The sequence below is a fragment of the Pseudomonas sp. Z8(2022) genome (assembly GCF_025837155.1).
Lineage (GTDB): Bacteria > Pseudomonadota > Gammaproteobacteria > Pseudomonadales > Pseudomonadaceae > Aquipseudomonas.
Window position 1 is genome coordinate 4,255,459 of the sequence record NZ_CP107549.1, and the last position, 16,134, is coordinate 4,271,592.

16 protein-coding genes are annotated in these 16,134 nt (G+C 64.4%); 11 read left to right on the plus strand and 5 right to left on the minus strand.

Annotated elements, in window-relative coordinates; translation table 11 throughout:
* Window position 1: 1 nt before the first annotated feature.
* The 4 genes from flgE to OEG79_RS20190 are packed head-to-tail and all read right to left on the minus strand — an operon-like array spanning window position 2 to window position 2,691.
* Window positions 2–1,195 carry a flagellar hook protein FlgE gene (flgE, locus tag OEG79_RS20175; protein ID WP_264146710.1) on the minus strand — a complete coding sequence of 398 codons (1,194 nt, stop codon included), beginning with the start codon at window positions 1,193–1,195 and terminating at the stop codon, window positions 2–4.
* 34 nt (window positions 1,196–1,229) lie between these two features.
* On the minus strand, window positions 1,230–1,907 hold the full coding sequence (flgD, locus tag OEG79_RS20180; protein WP_264146711.1) for a flagellar hook assembly protein FlgD: 678 nt from the start codon (window positions 1,905–1,907) through the stop codon (window positions 1,230–1,232).
* Window positions 1,907–2,335 carry a flagellar basal body rod protein FlgC gene (flgC, locus tag OEG79_RS20185; RefSeq protein WP_264146712.1) on the minus strand — a complete coding sequence of 143 codons (429 nt, stop codon included), beginning with the start codon at window positions 2,333–2,335 and terminating at the stop codon, window positions 1,907–1,909. The genes flgD and flgC overlap by 1 nt, the downstream gene beginning before the upstream one ends.
* Before the next feature lie 2 nt (window positions 2,336–2,337).
* Window positions 2,338–2,691 carry a flagellar basal body protein gene (locus tag OEG79_RS20190; RefSeq protein WP_264146713.1) on the minus strand — a complete coding sequence of 118 codons (354 nt, stop codon included), beginning with the start codon at window positions 2,689–2,691 and terminating at the stop codon, window positions 2,338–2,340.
* A 222-nt stretch (window positions 2,692–2,913) separates the two neighbouring features.
* Here OEG79_RS20190 and flgA point away from each other — a divergent pair, with 222 nt between their 5' ends.
* On the plus strand, window positions 2,914–3,588 hold the full coding sequence (gene flgA / locus OEG79_RS20195) for a flagellar basal body P-ring formation chaperone FlgA (protein ID WP_264146714.1): 675 nt from the start codon (window positions 2,914–2,916) through the stop codon (window positions 3,586–3,588).
* Between the two features lie 22 nt (window positions 3,589–3,610).
* Here flgA and glcC read toward each other — a convergent pair whose 3' ends face one another.
* Window positions 3,611–4,384, minus strand: a complete 774-nt coding sequence (glcC, locus tag OEG79_RS20200; RefSeq protein WP_264146715.1) for a transcriptional regulator GlcC — start codon at window positions 4,382–4,384, stop codon at window positions 3,611–3,613.
* 238 nt (window positions 4,385–4,622) lie between these two features.
* Between glcC and glcD the strand changes: the two genes are divergently transcribed.
* From glcD to OEG79_RS20250, 10 genes are all read left to right on the plus strand, one after another.
* The gene (gene glcD / locus OEG79_RS20205) at window positions 4,623–6,122 is read left to right on the plus strand and encodes a glycolate oxidase subunit GlcD (RefSeq protein WP_264146716.1); all 1,500 of its coding nucleotides are present in this window, start codon (window positions 4,623–4,625) and stop codon (window positions 6,120–6,122) included.
* A complete protein-coding gene (glcE, locus tag OEG79_RS20210; protein WP_264146717.1) occupies window positions 6,122–7,177 on the plus strand; it encodes a glycolate oxidase subunit GlcE in 1,056 nt (351 codons plus the stop codon). Before glcD ends, glcE begins: the two co-directional genes overlap by 1 nt.
* Before the next feature lie 3 nt (window positions 7,178–7,180).
* On the plus strand, window positions 7,181–8,398 hold the full coding sequence (gene glcF, locus OEG79_RS20215) for a glycolate oxidase subunit GlcF (protein ID WP_264146718.1): 1,218 nt from the start codon (window positions 7,181–7,183) through the stop codon (window positions 8,396–8,398).
* A gap of 74 nt (window positions 8,399–8,472) precedes the next feature.
* On the plus strand, window positions 8,473–8,871 hold the full coding sequence (locus tag OEG79_RS20220) for a heme-binding protein (protein WP_264146719.1): 399 nt from the start codon (window positions 8,473–8,475) through the stop codon (window positions 8,869–8,871).
* 111 nt (window positions 8,872–8,982) lie between these two features.
* Complete coding sequence (locus OEG79_RS20225; protein WP_264146720.1) at window positions 8,983–11,160, plus strand: malate synthase G; 2,178 nt, start codon at window positions 8,983–8,985, stop codon at window positions 11,158–11,160.
* Window positions 11,161–11,435: 275 nt separating this feature from the next.
* Window positions 11,436–13,136 (plus strand): L-lactate permease, encoded by a 1,701-nt coding sequence (locus tag OEG79_RS20230; protein WP_264146721.1) that lies wholly within the window; start codon window positions 11,436–11,438, stop codon window positions 13,134–13,136.
* Window positions 13,137–13,243: 107 nt separating this feature from the next.
* Window positions 13,244–13,411, plus strand: coding sequence for a rubredoxin (locus tag OEG79_RS20235; protein ID WP_264146722.1), 168 nt, complete (start codon window positions 13,244–13,246; stop codon window positions 13,409–13,411).
* A gap of 187 nt (window positions 13,412–13,598) precedes the next feature.
* A complete protein-coding gene (lafA, locus tag OEG79_RS20240) occupies window positions 13,599–14,498 on the plus strand; it encodes a lateral flagellin LafA (protein ID WP_264146723.1) in 900 nt (299 codons plus the stop codon).
* Between the two features lie 333 nt (window positions 14,499–14,831).
* The gene (locus OEG79_RS20245) at window positions 14,832–15,668 is read left to right on the plus strand and encodes a winged helix-turn-helix domain-containing protein (RefSeq protein ID WP_264146724.1); all 837 of its coding nucleotides are present in this window, start codon (window positions 14,832–14,834) and stop codon (window positions 15,666–15,668) included.
* Complete coding sequence (locus OEG79_RS20250) at window positions 15,665–16,132, plus strand: hypothetical protein (RefSeq protein WP_264146725.1); 468 nt, start codon at window positions 15,665–15,667, stop codon at window positions 16,130–16,132. Before OEG79_RS20245 ends, OEG79_RS20250 begins: the two co-directional genes overlap by 4 nt.
* The last annotated feature ends 2 nt before the right edge of the window (window positions 16,133–16,134 follow it).

Sequence of the window (16,134 nt, forward strand, 5' to 3'; positions counted from 1 at the left end):
CTCAGATTGCGTTGAACAGGCTTTGGATCAGTTCTTTGTTGGTGGTCAGCACCCGGGTGTTGGCCTGGTAGTTGCGCTGGCCTTCCATCAGGCCCACCAGCTGTTCGGTCAGGTCGACGTTGGAGTTTTCCAGCGCGCCGGCGATCAGCTCGCCAAAGGCACCCTGACCCGGTACGCCGACCAGCACCTGACCGGACTCGGCAGTTTCCTGCCAGGCGGTACCGTCGACGCTGCGCAGGCCGCCCGGATTGACGAAGTTGGCCAGGGCCACCTGGCCCTGCAGCATGCGCTGGCCGTTGCTGTAGTTGGCGTAGACCATGCCGTCCTTCTCCACCGACAGGCCGGTCTGCTCACCGGCGGCATAGCCGGAGGCACGGTTGCCGGTCACCACGAAGTCCGAGCCGTACTGGCTGGAGTTGGAGTAGTTGATGGCCACGTTCATCGGATCGACGCCCACCAGGTTGAAGCTGACGGTTACCGGCGCTGCCGGCGTATCCAGGGCTCCACCGGTGGTGAAGGTGATGGGCTGCGGGCCACCGCCCGGGGTGACGTCCACGCCGTCGGCGTAGTAGTGGGCGACCCACTCGTTGGGCGCGGTCTTGACGAAATACTGGGTCAGGGTGTGTTCCTTGCCCTGCGAGTCGAAAACCTTGGTGGTGTAGGTGGAGTTGTAGGTGTTCACGTCGGCAGGATCGAACGCCACCGCCGGCACTTCCTCGTTGGAATCCAGGTTCACCACGAAGTCCAGGGTATCGGTCGCCCGCGCCGGCAGGTTGGAGTTCTGCAGTTGCAGATCGCCCATCACCCCGACCAGCAGGTTGCCGTTGTTGTCCACCGGGTAACCCTGCAGACGCTGGCCGGCAGCGTTGACGATGAGATTGTCCTTGTCGGCGCCGAATACCCCGGCGCGGGTGTAGCTGACCTCACCGGCCAGGCTGCGGGTGATGTAGAAGCCGGTACCGGCGATGGCCAGATCGAGGGTACGGCCGGTGGTCACCAGCGAGCCGTTCTGGCTGATGCTCTGGGTGGTACCCACCACCTCGACACCCATGGCCTGGGAGTCGGCGTAGATGCTGCCGAACTCGGTACGGGACGATTTGAAGCCCGTGGTACCGGCGTTGGCGATGTTGTTGCTGATGGTATTGAGCTGTTCGTTGACGGCATTCAGGCCGGTCAGGGCAACGTTGAAACTCATGGCGTCGAGACCTTAGATAAGCGGAAAAGGAGAGTCAGAGCAGGCCGGCGACGGGCGCCTGGCCGAACTCGGTAATGTTGTAGAAGGGCACGGAGCCGATTCCGGCGATCTCCAGTACCGGACCTTCGGTGCTGACGCGCACCTCGCTGACGCGGCCGGCCACCTCGACCTTGGGGTATTCGCCGCTGTCGCTCTTGACCTCGATCTTGTAGCTGCCCGGCGCCAGGCCAAGCGCCTTGGGATCGATGGAGAAGGGCACGCGCCCCGGCGCCTGCGAACCCAGCACGATCTCCTTCTTCACCCCGTTGCTGTCGGTGAGCACCAGAGCCAGCTCGCCGCTGGCATGCTCCAGCTGGATGTCGCCCTTGACCGTCTCACTGCCGAGCTGCAGCTGATCGGCGACCACCTTCACTTCCTGGCCAACCAGACCGGCAGCGGTGAGGGTCTGCAGGTTGTCCAGCAGCACCAGGTTGCTCTTGCTCAGCGACGTCATGTTTTCCAGGCTCTTGACCTGACTCATGGTGGCGAACTGGTTGACGAACTCGGTGCTGTCCACCGGCTTGGTCGGATCCTGGTTCTGGATCTGCGCGACCATCAGGGTGAGGAAGTTGTTCTCCAGCTGGGTCGCGTCACTGACGTTGATCCCCTGCTTCACTGCTTCGTCGATGCCGTAGTTCGCACCGCTCTGACCGTTGTTGAGTACTGCGGACATCAGACTTCTCCAAGCTTGAGCAGGCCCTGCTGCATGCTTTTCAGGCGGTTGAGCACCTCTACGCCGGTCTCGAAGCTGCGGGTGGCCGACATCATGTCGGTCATCTCCTCGATCTGGTCGATATTGGCGTAGAACACGTAACCCTTGTCGTCGGCCAGGGGGTTGTCCGGCTCGTAGCGACGCACAGGTTCACGACCGGCGCTGACCACGTCCAGCACCTGTACATGGGCGCCACCCATGCCCACGCTGCGGGTCAGCTGATCGTTGTTGTAGACGGCGGCGAACACCGGCTTGCGCGCCTGGTACACGTCCTCGGCGCTGGCCGCTGCCGAATCGGCGTTGGCCAGGTTGCTGGCCACGGTGTTGAGGCGCACGGTCTGCGCATTCATCGACGAGCCGGCGATACGGTAGATGGAATCGAAAGCCATGGTCAGCGTCCCTCGATGGCCTGTTTCAGGCCGCGGAATTTCATGCTGATAAAGGTCAGGCTGGTCTGGAAGTCCATGCTGTTCTTGGAGAACGCGGCCTGCTCCACACTCAGCTCGACGCTGTTGCCGTCCTGCGACGGCTGGGTCGGTACGCGGTACTTGAGATCGGGGCTGCTGGCACTGAACGCCTGCTGCGGATCGAGCCGCTGCATCTCCCCGGCAAAATCGATATCGCGTGCGAGAAAACCCGGCGTGTCTTCGTTCGCCAGGTTGGCGGCGAGGATTTCGCTGCGCTGCATACGCAGTTCGAGCGCCCGCGAATGCAGGCCCACCACGTCATCAATCCGTATACTCATTCACCGGTACCCTTAACCCAAGGTTGTGCCCAGGTGCCTTGAGCACAAAGCGTGCCCAACCTCTCAGAGAGCCGTACTACATTGATTTATCAGGGATTTATCAGAGCGTTCAGGACCTTTTGCGTCGCCCTTTTTCCGCATCGCCAGAGCGTCGGGGGGAAAAGCGGAAAGGTTTTTTCCGCCTGCGCGTCGGCGCTTTTCCTCATCGCCGCGTTGCCCTCGGTGGCAGTGCGGGCCGAGCCGGATGCCGCCAGCCAGATCGACCAGGCCATCGCCACGCACATGCAGCAGAAGCTGGCTGAGGAAGCCAGGATTCAGGCCTGGCAGGGGCAGCGCCACAGTCTCGATACCACCCTGCTGAACAGTACCGAGCAGCTTCAGCCCTGCACCGGAACATTGACCGTGACCACCAGCAGCGACGATCCCTCGCCCCTAGCGCGCCAGCGTCTGGAGGTGAACTGCGCGGGTACGCCCGGATGGAAGGTCACCGCGCTGGTGCAGGCCAGCGTGTTCCTGCCGGTGGTACATGCCGCGCGGGTGATCGAGCGCGGCCAGACCATCACCGGCGAACAGCTGCAATTGCAGGAAGTGAACATCGGCAAGGCCTCGCGCGGCTTCTATAACAGCCTCGACGAGGTCATAGGCCAGGGCGCCAAGCGCCGCGTGCGCGCCGGCCAGCTGATCGCGCCGAACCTGCTCACCGCACCGCTGATGATTCGCCGCGGCCAGCACGTAACCATCATCGCCAGCCAGGACGGCATTTCCGCCTCGGCCACCGGGGAAGCACTGACCAACGGTCGCGAAGGCGAGGTGATCCGCGTACGCAACCTCGGCAGCCAGAAGGTGATCGAGGCGCAGGTGGTGGAAGAAGGGGTGGTGACCAGCACCTTCAGGTAGAAAGTGCCGGCGCCACTGCGCGCTACGCCCAGCCCTCCAGACGCATGGTCGCGCGCACCAGGCGCTGCTCTTCCTGTTCGATTTCCTGCAGGTTGTCGCGGATGCTGTTGATATGGTCGCGCGCGGCGCGCTGAGCCTGCTCGGGCAGGCGCTCGATCACCGCGTGGTACAGCCGTGAATGCTGACGGTCGATCTGCCGTTTCTGTGCAGGCCGGTGGTAGAGGTTGTTCACCGAGGCGAACACGGTACTGAGCATCAGGTCGGTCAGCGACTGCAGGGTGTGCACCAGCACCGGGTTGTGCGAAGCCTCGCAAATGGCCAGGTGGAAGGCGTGATCGAGGCGCGCATGCTCGCGCGGGTCGACCGGCTGCTCCTGGGCATGGGCGGCCAGCATCTCTTCGTAGCGCCGGGTCAGCAGCACGAAATCCGCGTCGGTGCCACGCAGCGCCGCCAGACGCGCCGATTCACCCTCGAGCAGGCCGCGCACCTCCAGCAGGTCGTACAGCGTGCGCGGCTGCGAATTGAACAGATGCATCAGTGGGCTGGCGTCGCGCTCGCCACTGAACTTGGCCACGCGGGAATCGCGGCCCTGCGCGGTTTCGATGATGCCGCGCCCACGCAGCACCTTGAGCCCTTCACGCAGCGCCGAACGGGAGATACCCAGCTTTTCACACAGGCGTCGCTCCGAGGGCAGCGGCTGTCCGACCTTGAGTACGCCATCGACGATCAGCCGCTCGATACGCTCAGCCACCACGTCACTGACCTGCCGCTTTGCGGCGCTCTGCTTCACATCCACCTCAGCCTCTCCACAACTGGTCGTACCAGTTACCGCGAGCACGCTTTCCAAGTTCGAAAGCAACGGTTTGCCCTAGCAAGGATAAGCACTTTGCCAAGTCTCGTGTGAAAGGATGACGAAAGAAACTGGTCCTACCAGTGACAAAGAGGATGGACGTAACAATCCGGCCGACCTAAATATAGGGACCATGGTCGCGACATGACCACAAATAAAAACAACGTCCACGATTGAGCCTGCCATGAGCATTCTGTACGACGAGCGTGTCGACGGCGCGCTACCCAAGGTCGACAAGGCCGCGCTGCTGGCCGAGTTGCGCCAGCGCCTGCCCGACCTTGACATCCTGCACACGCAGGAAGACCTCAAGCCCTACGAGTGCGATGGCCTGTCCGCCTACCGCACCACACCCATGCTGGTGGTGCTGCCCGAGCGCATCGAGCAGGTTCAGCAGTTGCTCAAGCTCTGCCACACCCGCGGCGTGCCGGTGGTGGCGCGCGGCGCCGGTACCGGTCTGTCCGGCGGTGCACTGCCGCTGGAGCAGGGCATCCTGCTGGTGATGGCGCGCTTCAACCAGATTCTCGAAATCAATCGTGAAGGCCGCTTCGCCCGCGTTCAGCCCGGCGTGCGCAACCTGGCGATCTCCCAGGCCGCCGCGCCCTTCGACCTGTATTACGCCCCGGACCCGTCCTCGCAGATCGCCTGTTCCATCGGCGGCAACGTCGCCGAAAACGCCGGCGGCGTGCACTGTCTGAAATACGGTCTGACCGTGCACAACCTGCTCAAGGTCGACATCCTCACCGTCGAAGGCGAGTTCATGACCCTCGGCAGCGACGCCCTGGACGCCCCGGGCTTCGACCTGCTCGCCCTGTTCACCGGCTCCGAGGGCATGCTCGGCATCGTCACCGAAGTGACCGTCAAGCTGCTGCCCAAGCCGCAGGTGGCCAAGGTACTGCTGGCAGCCTTCGACTCGGTGGAAAAGGCCGGCCGCGCCGTGGGTGACATCATCGCCGCCGGCATCATCCCCGGCGGCCTGGAGATGATGGACAACCTGGCCATTCGCGCCGCCGAGGATTTCATCCACGCCGGCTATCCGGTGGAAGCCGAAGCCATCCTGCTCTGCGAGCTGGACGGTGTCGAGGCCGACGTTGCCGACGACTGCGAGCGCGTGCGCGAGGTGCTGGAAAAAGCCGGCGCCACCGAAGTACGCCTGGCCCGCGACGAAACCGAGCGGGTGAAGTTCTGGGCCGGACGCAAGAACGCCTTCCCCGCGGTCGGACGCATCTCGCCGGACTACTACTGCATGGACGGCACCATTCCACGTCGCGAACTGCCCGGCGTGCTGCGCGGCATCGCCGAGCTGTCCGAGGAGTACGGCCTGCGCGTGGCCAACGTGTTCCACGCCGGCGACGGCAACATGCACCCGCTGATCCTCTTCGATGCCAACGTGCCGGGCGAGCTGGAGCGCGCCGAGGCCATCGGCGGCAAGATCCTCGAACTCTGCGTCAAGGTCGGCGGCAGCATCACCGGCGAGCACGGTGTCGGCCGCGAGAAGATCAACCAGATGTGCGCGCAGTTCAACAGCGACGAAATCACCCTGTTCCATGCGGTGAAGGCGGCGTTCGACCCGGCCGGCCTGCTCAACCCGGGCAAGAACATCCCCACCCTGCACCGCTGCGCCGAGTTCGGCGCCATGCACGTGCACCACGGCCAACTGCCCTTCCCTGAACTGGAGCGCTTCTGATGCAGCATGATTTCGATGCCAGCGCCGCGTTGCTGGAACAGGTCAACCACGCGCTGAACAGCGCCACTCCGCTGCGCATTCAGGGCAGCGGCAGCAAGGCACATCTGGGCCGCGCCATCACAGGCGAAGTACTGGATACCCGCCAGCATCGCGGTATCGTCAGTTACGACCCCACCGAGCTGGTGCTCACCGCCCGCGCCGGTACGCCGCTCATCGAGATCGAGGCGGCGCTCGAGGCCAACAACCAGATGCTGCCGTGCGAACCGCCGCACCTGGGTGACGGTGCCACCCTCGGCGGCATGGTCGCGGCGGGACTGTCCGGCCCGCGTCGGCCCTGGGCCGGTTCGGTGCGCGATCAGGTACTTGGCACTCGTGTGATCACCGGTCAGGGCAAGCTGTTGCGCTTTGGCGGCGAGGTGATGAAGAACGTCGCCGGCTACGACCTGTCGCGTCTGATGGCCGGCAGCTTCGGCTGCCTCGGCCTGCTCGCCGAAGTTTCGCTCAAGGTCCTGCCCAAGCCGCGCCAGGTGCTCAGCCTGCGTCTGGAAGTGGAGGCCCTGCAGGCCCTCAACAAGCTCGCCGAATGGGGCCAGCAGCCGCTGCCGATCAGCGCCGCCAGCCACGACGGCGCGGCACTGCACCTGCGCCTGGAAGGCGGCGAGGGTTCGGTTCAGGCCGCGCGCCAGCGTCTCGGTGGTGAGGCAATCGATAACGCTTACTGGCATGAGCTGCGTGAACAGCGCCTGCCCTTCTTCGCAGCCAGCGGCACGCTGTGGCGCCTGTCGCTGCCGGCCAACAGCGGCCTGCTCGACCTGCCGGGCCGCCAGCTGATCGACTGGGGCGGCGCGCAGCGCTGGCTGAAGACGGACGCCGATGGCGAGCTGATCCAGCGCGTGACGGCCAAGCTCGGCGGCCACGCCACCTGCTTCGCCGCCGGTCAGGCGCAGCCCTTCCAGCCGCTGGCGGCACCACTGCTGCGCTACCAGCGCCAGCTCAAGAACCAGCTCGACCCCCAGGGTATCTTCAACCCTGGCCGCATGTACGCCGAGGTATAAGACGTGCAGACCAATTTGAGTGAACAGGCCAAAAGCCTGCCGCGTGCCGAAGAAGCCGAAAGCATCCTGCGCTCCTGCGTACACTGCGGCTTCTGCAACGCCACCTGCCCGACCTACCAGTTGCTCGGCGACGAGCTGGACGGCCCGCGCGGGCGCATCTACCTGATCAAGCAGATGCTCGAAGGCGGCGAAGTGACTGCCAAGACCCAGGAACATCTGGACCGCTGCCTGACCTGCCGCAATTGCGAGACCACCTGCCCGTCCGGCGTGCAGTACCACAATCTGCTGGATATCGGTCGTGAACTGGTCGAGCGCACCGTGCCGCGCCCGGCAAGCGAACAACTGCTGCGCCAGGGCCTGCGCGCCGTGGTGCCGCGCCCGGCCCTGTTCAAGGCGCTGACCCAGACCGGCATGGCCCTGCGCCCGTTGCTGCCAGCCACGCTCAAGGCCAAGCTGCCGCGCGAGGTTCGCCCGGCCAAGCCGCGCCCGACTCCGCAACATGCGCGCCGCGTGCTGATGCTCGAAGGCTGCGTGCAACCGGGACTGTCGCCCAACACCAATGCCGCCACCGCGCGCGTGCTCGATCGCCTCGGCATCAGCGTCACGCCGATTCGCGAGGCCGGCTGCTGCGGTGCCGTGGACTACCACCTCAACGCCCAGGAAGCCGGGCTGCAGCGCGCGCGGCAGAACATCGACGCCTGGTGGCCAGCCATCGAAGCCGGCGCCGAGGCCATCGTGCAGACCGCCAGCGGCTGCGGCGCCTTCGTCAAGGACTACGGTCATCTGCTCGCCGCAGACCCGGCCTACGCCGCCAAGGCGGCACGGGTCAGTGCCCTGGCCAAGGATCTGGTCGAGGTGCTGCAGAACGAGGCGCTGGAACAGCTGCAGGTACGCGCCGAACAACGCCTGGCCTTCCATTGCCCCTGCACCCTGCAGCACGCGCAGAAGCTCGGCGGCGCTGTCGAAGGCGTACTGACCCGCCTCGGTTTCGGCCTGACTGCCGTGCCGGACGGCCACCTGTGCTGCGGCTCGGCCGGTACCTACTCGCTGACCCAGCCAGAGCTGTCGCGGCAGCTGCGCGACAACAAGCTCAACGCACTGGAAAGCGGCAAACCCGACGCCATCGTCACCGCCAACATCGGCTGCCAGACCCATCTGGACGGCGCCGGGCGCACGCCGGTGCGCCACTGGATCGAGATAGTCGAAGAGGCGATGGCCTGAAGCCTGAATCCTCTCCCCGCCGCCCCATTCCGCAAGTGACAGGGCGGCGACAAACCAAGAACACGAGGTGTGTCATGCAACACAAAGCCGTACTCAGCCAGAAAGAAGTCACCCAGATCCTCGCCGCTGCACGCGCCGAAGCACAGCAGCAGGGCTGGGCGGTAGCCATCGCCGTCGTCGACGACGGCGGCCATCCGCTGGCCCTGGAGCGTCTCGACGGCTGCGCGCCGATCGGCGCCTACATCGCCACCGAGAAAGCCCGCAGCGCCGCCATCGGCCGCCGGGAAACCAAGGGCTACGAGGACATGGTCAACGGCGGTCGCACCGCCTTTGTCAGCGCCCCGCTGCTGACCTCGCTGGAAGGCGGCGTGCCGGTGCTGGTGGATGGCCAGGTGGTTGGCGCCGTCGGCGTCTCCGGAGTCAAGGCCGACCAGGACGCACAGGTGGCCAAGGCGGGTGTCGCCGCGCTGTAAACAGCGCGCAGCGTTTTCTCCCCTCACCCGGAAGGGCGAGGGGACTGATCGAGACCGGAAGAAATTCATAGGCATCCCAGAAAGCCCGGATGCAGACAGGAGAACAGAAAGATGACCGAACGCGTGCAATGTCAGCGCCTGCAGGTAGCCGCCGAGCTCAAGCAATTCATCGAAAGCGAAGTGCTGCCCGGTAGCGGTGTCGAGGCTGCGGCCTTCTGGAGCGGTTTCGACGCTCTGGTGCACGACCTGGCCCCGCGCAACCGCGCGCTGCTGGCCGAGCGTGACCGTCTGCAGACAGAGCTGGATAACTGGCATCGCGCCAACCCCGGCCCGATCACCGACATGGCCGCCTACCGCGCCTTCCTCGGCTCCATCGGTTACCTGCTGCCACAGCCGGAGCAGGTCAAGGCCAGCACCGCCAACGTCGACAGCGAAATCGCCACCCAGGCCGGCCCACAGCTGGTAGTGCCGGTAATGAACGCACGCTACGCACTGAACGCCGCCAACGCCCGCTGGGGCTCGCTGTACGACGCCCTGTACGGCACCGATGCGATCAGCGAAGAAGGCGGCGCCAGCAAGGGGCCGGGCTACAACGAAATCCGTGGTGCCAAGGTGATCGCCTTCGCCCGCGCCTTCCTCGACCAGGCCGCGCCGCTGGCGCAGGGCTCGCATGCCGATGCCCGCGCCTATGCCGTGGTCGCCGGTCAGCTGCAGGTGACCCTGAGCAGCGGCGCTCAGACCTCCCTGGCGCAGCCGGAGAAGTTCATCGGCTTCCAGGGTGAAGCAGCTGCGCCGAGCGCAGTGCTGCTGAAGAACAACGGCCTGCACTTCGAGATCCAGATCGACGCCAGCAGCCCCATCGGCAGCACCGACGCCGCGGGTGTGAAAGACGTGCTGATGGAAGCGGCGCTGTCGACCATCATGGACTGCGAGGACTCCGTGGCTGCCGTCGACGCCGCCGACAAGGTGGTGGTCTACCGCAACTGGCTGGGCCTGATGAAGGGCGATCTGGTCGAGGAGCTGGAAAAAGGCGGCAAGCGCATCACCCGCCGCCTCAACCCGGATCGCACCTACACCGCCGCCGATGGCAGCGAACTGACCCTGCATGGCCGCTCGCTGCTGTTCGTGCGCAATGTCGGCCACCTGATGAGCAACCCGGCGATCCTCGATGGTGAAGGCCATGAGATTCCCGAAGGCATCCTCGACGCCGTGGTCACCAGCCTGATCGCCCTGCATGACCTGCAGCGCCGCGGCAACTCGCGCACAGGTAGCGTCTATATCGTCAAGCCGAAGATGCATGGCCCGTTCGAAGTGGCCTTCGCCAACGAGCTGTTCGGTCGCGTCGAGCAGCTGCTGGGCATGCCGACCAATACCCTGAAGATGGGCATCATGGACGAGGAGCGGCGCACCAGCGTCAACCTCAAGGCGTGCATCGAGGCGGCCAGCGCGCGCGTGGCCTTCATCAACACCGGCTTCCTCGACCGCACCGGCGACGAGATGCACACCGCCATGGAAGCCGGCGCGATGCTGCGCAAGGGCGACATGAAATCCAGCGCCTGGATCCAGGCCTACGAACGCAACAACGTGCTGGTCGGCCTGGCCTGCGGCCTGCGTGGCAAGGCACAGATCGGCAAGGGCATGTGGGCCATGCCGGACCTGATGGCAGCCATGCTCGAGCAGAAGATCGGCCACCCGAAAGCCGGTGCCAACACCGCCTGGGTACCGTCGCCGACCGCGGCCGTGCTGCACGCCCTGCACTACCACCAGGTGGATGTGCAGGCAGTGCAGAGCGAGCTGGAGCAGATCGACCTGGCCAGCCAGCGCGACAACCTGCTGAACGATCTGCTCAGCGTGCCGGTCAGTGCCGACCGCCCATGGAGCGCCAGCGACATCCAGCAGGAACTGGACAACAACTGCCAGGGCATCCTCGGTTATGTGGTGCGCTGGGTCGAGCAGGGCGTCGGCTGCTCCAAGGTGCCGGACATCCACAACGTCGGCCTGATGGAAGACCGCGCCACCCTGCGCATCTCGGCCCAGCACATCGCCAACTGGCTGCACCACGGCGTGGTCAGCGAGGCTCAGGTGCGCGAGACCCTGCAGCGCATGGCTCAGGTGGTCGACGGGCAGAATGCCGGCGATCCGGCCTACCGCCCGATGGCACCGAACTTCGAGCAGTCCCATGCCTTCCGCGCCGCCAGTGATCTGGTATTCAAGGGCCGCGAGCAGCCGTCCGGCTATACCGAGCCGCTGCTGCATGCCTGGCGTCTGCGCTTCAAACAGGAGGCCTGAGCGTGACAGGGGCCTACGCCGCGACCAACGGTTCGCGGCTAAAGCCCCTGACAAAGTGAGTTCACAACCGTGAAGGCTGTAAAGCCTCCACGAAGCAGTGACAAGCCCTGACGGTTGCAGACCGTCGGGGCTTTCGAGCATGAGCACGGCGGTGGGTGATCCCGGCCGCCGCTGCTCGCGGAAAGGTCGGTGCCGTCGCGCCCGGCCCTTCCAGATGCGTGGCGCCGGGTATCCCCGGAAAACTGTGGTTCACAAGAAAAAGAAGGAACCAACCCATGAGTCAAACGCTGCTGTCCATCCTGGCCTTCGTGCCGCTGGTACTGGCGGGTGTGCTACTGATCGGCTTCCGCTGGCCAGCCAAGTACGCGATGCCGCTGGTGTTCGTCCTCACCGCACTGATCGGCCTGCTGGCCTGGGACATGTCCCTCAACCGGGTCATCGCCTCCAGCCTGCAGGGGCTGATTCTCACGGCGTCGATCCTGTGGATCATCTTCGGTGCGATCCTGCTGCTGAACACCCTCAAGCACTCCGGAGGCATCACGGCGATCCGCCGCGGCTTCTCCAATATCAGCCCCGACCGCCGTGTGCAGGCGCTGATCGTCGCGTGGCTGTTCGGCTGCTTCATCGAGGGGGCATCGGGCTTCGGCACGCCCGCCGCGGTGGCCGCGCCGTTGCTGGTGGCGCTGGGCTTCCCGGCGCTGGCCGCGGTGGTGCTGGGCATGCTGGTGCAATCGACACCGGTATCCTTCGGCGCGGTCGGCACGCCGATTCTGGTGGGTGTCGGCGCCGGCCTGGACAAGAGCGGCATCACCGCACAACTGGCCGCAACCGGCGATACCTGGGACACCTTCTTCCATCTGATCTATTCGCGGGTGGCCATCACCCACGGTCTGATCGGTCTGCTGATGCCGCTGATCATGGTCATGATCATGACCCGCTTCTTCGGCAAGAATCAGAGCTGGAAGGAAGGCCTGGCCGTCGCGCCGTTCGCCATCTTCACCGCCTTCGCCTTCTCCCTGCCGTACATGGCAGCCGGCGTATTCCTCGGTCCGGAATTCCCGTCGATGATCGGCGCCCTGGTCGGCCTGGCCATCGTGGTTCCGGCGGCCAAGGCAGGTTTCCTGCTGCCGAAGCAAACCTGGGACTTCGCCGATGCCAAGGACTGGCCATCCGACTGGATGGGCAAGATCGAAATGAAGCTGGACGAAGTGGCCGGCAAGGCACCGATTTCGGTGCCCATGGCCTGGGCTCCCTATCTGCTGCTGGCCGCGTTCCTGGTCATCTCGCGTACCGTCCCCGAAGTAAAAGCGGCACTGATGAGCCTCACCTTCGGCTGGAAGGACATCCTCGGCGAGACCGGCGTTTCCGGGACCATCGAGCCACTGTTCCTGCCCGGCGGCATCCTCTGCCTGGTGGTGCTGGTGACGTTCTTCCTGCATCGCATGCGCTTCTCCGAGCTCAAGGCGGCGGTTGGCGAGTCGAGCAAGACCCTGCTCGGCGCAGGGTTCGTGCTGATCTTCACCATTCCCATGGTGCGTATCCTGATCAACTCGGGGGTCAACGGTGCCGATCTGGTGTCGATGCCCGTGGCCATGGCGCAGCTGGTAGCGGACAGCGTGGGCAGTGTTTACCCGTTCTTCGCCCCGGCCGTGGGCGCACTGGGCGCCTTCATCGCCGGCTCCAACACCGTGTCCAACCTGATGCTCTCGCAGTTCCAGTTCAACGCCGCCGAACTGATCGGCGTATCCGGAGCGATGATGGTGGCGGTGCAATCGGTCGGCGCAGCAGCGGGCAACATGATCGCCATCCACAACGTGGTGGCGGCATCGGCCACGGTCGGCCTGCTCGGACGTGAAGGCATCACTCTGCGCAAGACCATCCTGCCGACGCTGTACTACCTCATCATGGCTGGTGGCATCGCGCTGATCACCATGTACGTGATGGGCATCAGCGATCCGCTGATGGGCGCTCGCTGACCCGTCTCGGGTTGGTCCCGGGAGGGCGACGCTCGTCGCCCTCCCGCTTGGCGCATTCACGCAATTGCGGTAGCTTGCCGGCACCGTGAGATTCACCCGAGGTCGATATGAAGAAGTGGCAATGCGTAGTCTGTGGACTGATTTACGACGAGAGCCAGGGCTGGCCGGATGACGGCATCGCCCCCGGCACCCGCTGGGAAGATGTACCGGAAGACTGGCTGTGCCCCGACTGCGGCGTCGGCAAGACGGATTTCGAGATGATCGAAATCGGCTGATCACGTGAGTTTCAGCAGAACGGCGACCTCAGGGTCGCCGTTTTTCATTTCAGGTACGCATGCCAGAGCGGCTGCGGAGAGATGAGCGAAAAAAACCGCAGCGACATTTAATCAGCGCCAAAAGCCGGTCGCCCTTCACTTACAGCAGGCAATCACAGCCAGCTTCACTCACTGAAGGAATACCACCATGGCTCTGTCGATTCATACCAACTACTCCTCGCTGATCACTCAGACCAACCTGTCCAAGACCAACAACGCCCTGGGCACCAACCAGCAACGCCTGGGCACCGGCTTCCGCATCAACTCCGCTGCCGACGACGCCGCCGGCCTGCAGATCGCTACCCGCCTGAACGCCCAATCGCGCGGCATGGACGTAGCCATTCGCAACACCGGTGACTCCATCTCCCTGCTGCAGACCGCCGAAGGCGCTCTGAACGAGATGACCGACATCGTCCAGCGCATGAAGGACCTCGCTACCCAGGCTGCCAACGCCACCGCCAGCGAAAAGGACCGTGATGCCCTGCAGGCCGAATACGACCAACTGGGTCAGGAACTGGGCAACATCATCAAGAACACCAAATACGCTGGCGAGAACCTGTTCAGTGATGGCACCACCACCGACGGTTCCGACGGCAAGTTCAGCGCCGAAATGAACTTCCAGATCGGCGCCAGCACCGCCGAACAGCTGACTCTGGACGTCAGCACTCCGCTGACTGACCTGGCCACTGCCCTGGGCGGCCTTTCCGCTCAGTACGAGACCCCGGACGCCACCACCCCGGGTGCCGAGATCGCCGGCACCGACGGTAGCGCTGCCAACGGCATGATCGACACCCTGGCCGACGCTCTGGACAGCATTGGTGAGCTGCGCGCCCAGTTCGGCGCCAACATCAACCGTTTGAACCACACCGCCAACAACCTGGCCAACATGAAGGACAACACCGACATGGCCAAAGGTCGCATCCTGGATGCCGACTTCGCCAAGGAAACCGCCAACATGAGCAAGAACTCCATGCTGATGCAGTCGGGCATTTCCATGCTCAAGCAAGCCGGCCAGATGCCGGGCATGGTCATGTCCCTGCTGGGCTGATCCTCGTCATACCGGCGCAACGGATTGCGCCATCCCTCCTGCGCCCCGCTTCTGCGGGGCGTTCTTCATGGTCCTGAGACCATCGCCCGCCCTTGGCGAAAAAGAGCATCTACCCTCCAATCGCCGCGCGTTCAGGAGATTTCACGACTGCTCCTGAAGCGTCGGTTTGATCTGCCGCTGGCGGCCAGCACAGGCTACGCCCGGTCTGGAATGTCATCGCGCGTTGCGTCAAATGCTGGCGCAAGACTTGCCACTGCATACTCCTGACGCCAGAATGCTGGCCACTCATCGCCCGGATCTCCAATTGGGAATGCCGCTCGCTTTAAGGAACGCATGACTTCCAGCTCCGATACACCGCTCGCCGAGCCGGGAAATACTGTTGCCTGCCTGATCATCAAGACCGGGCGCAATGATTGCTACGCACACTTCTATCCTGCGCTGTACCAACTGACCCTGGTCAAGAGCGGCATCGAGGAAAAGATCGACCTCGGCTACTCCGGCAGCCGCCTGCTCGAACGCCTGCTGCAAGACCCTGGTGAAGTGGTGTCACGCGACGAGCTGATGAGTCATGCCTGGGCCGACCGGGTCGTCGGCCAGGGCAGCCTGAACCAGCAGATCTACACCCTGCGTCAGGTGCTCGGCGACGAGAAAAGCCGTGAAATCATCCAGACCCTGCCGCGACGCGGCTACCTGCTCAATCCCAACTATCTGGTCTATCCGCCGAGCATCGATGATATTGGCGCGGTGAACGAGACGACCGATACGCAGACGCCCCCCCCTGCCTTTCTTCGCCGTCATGGCTCCCAGCGCTCATCCTGGCTGATTCTGCTGGGCCTGCTGGGGCTCATCGGCGTCAGCCTGTTCGCCGCGCTGTACAGCCTCAGCCAGCCGGGCGACCTGCACAGCAGCGAGATGAATCTGGGCCCGCTCAACGTGCGCTACGTCGACCAGAGCCCGCAGCGACTGCAGCAACTGATCCTGCAGACTCACGGGCTGACCAGCCGACTGACCACGCTGGCCGGCAAACCGGCCAGCCTGATACTGCGCCTGAGCGGAGATTTCTATGAGTTGCTCTGCCTGCAACCCGATGGCGGCGCGCGATCGCTGATGCTGCACAAGAGCCAGCTGGATCGGGTCGCGGATGCCCAACTGAACAGGTGCCTGCCGTGAGCCCGTACAAACAACGTGGCATCAGCGGCACCTGGCTGCCGATCATGCTAGCCACGGTCCTGGCGATGCTGGCGGGCATGCTCGCCCTATGGCTCAACTTCATCTCCAGCGCCGAGCTGGACGGTCGCTACCAGTCCACCGGTCAGGTGCAACTGAGCAACGGTCAGGTACTGGAAACCAGCCATAGCCTGCAGGTCACCAATGGCCGCTTCTATGCCATGACCCGACAAGGCGACAGCATCCTGGAGACGTCTGGGGTCGTGGAGTACGGCTTTCTCGGTAATTACCGACTGCGTATCGACGAAGGGCAGGTCACCGAGCTGGGCAGCGAAATGGATGACGAACTGGTGTTCAACCTGCTCTATGGCCGGCACAAGGGCTCGACCATCCGCCTGACCAGTTTCGACGATTGCCTCTATGCCCTGGAAACCCGCCAGGTCTATTGTCCGCCGGGCAATCCGTAGAC

Bases quoted from the DNA above. Each gene is read 5' to 3' on its own strand.
- flgE (WP_264146710.1), bottom strand. From the start codon at position 1,195: ATGAGTTTCAACGTTGCCCTGACCGGCCTGAATGCCGTCAACGAACAG.
- flgD (WP_264146711.1), bottom strand. From the start codon at position 1,907: ATGTCCGCAGTACTCAACAACGGTCAGAGCGGTGCGAACTACGGCATC.
- flgC (WP_264146712.1), bottom strand. From the start codon at position 2,335: ATGGCTTTCGATTCCATCTACCGTATCGCCGGCTCGTCGATGAATGCG.
- OEG79_RS20190 (WP_264146713.1), bottom strand. From the start codon at position 2,691: ATGAGTATACGGATTGATGACGTGGTGGGCCTGCATTCGCGGGCGCTC.
- glcD (WP_264146716.1), top strand. From the start codon at position 4,623: ATGAGCATTCTGTACGACGAGCGTGTCGACGGCGCGCTACCCAAGGTC.
- glcE (WP_264146717.1), top strand. From the start codon at position 6,122: ATGCAGCATGATTTCGATGCCAGCGCCGCGTTGCTGGAACAGGTCAAC.
- OEG79_RS20220 (WP_264146719.1), top strand. From the start codon at position 8,473: ATGCAACACAAAGCCGTACTCAGCCAGAAAGAAGTCACCCAGATCCTC.
- OEG79_RS20225 (WP_264146720.1), top strand. From the start codon at position 8,983: ATGACCGAACGCGTGCAATGTCAGCGCCTGCAGGTAGCCGCCGAGCTC.
- OEG79_RS20230 (WP_264146721.1), top strand. From the start codon at position 11,436: ATGAGTCAAACGCTGCTGTCCATCCTGGCCTTCGTGCCGCTGGTACTG.
- OEG79_RS20235 (WP_264146722.1), top strand. From the start codon at position 13,244: ATGAAGAAGTGGCAATGCGTAGTCTGTGGACTGATTTACGACGAGAGC.
- lafA (WP_264146723.1), top strand. From the start codon at position 13,599: ATGGCTCTGTCGATTCATACCAACTACTCCTCGCTGATCACTCAGACC.
- OEG79_RS20245 (WP_264146724.1), top strand. From the start codon at position 14,832: ATGACTTCCAGCTCCGATACACCGCTCGCCGAGCCGGGAAATACTGTT.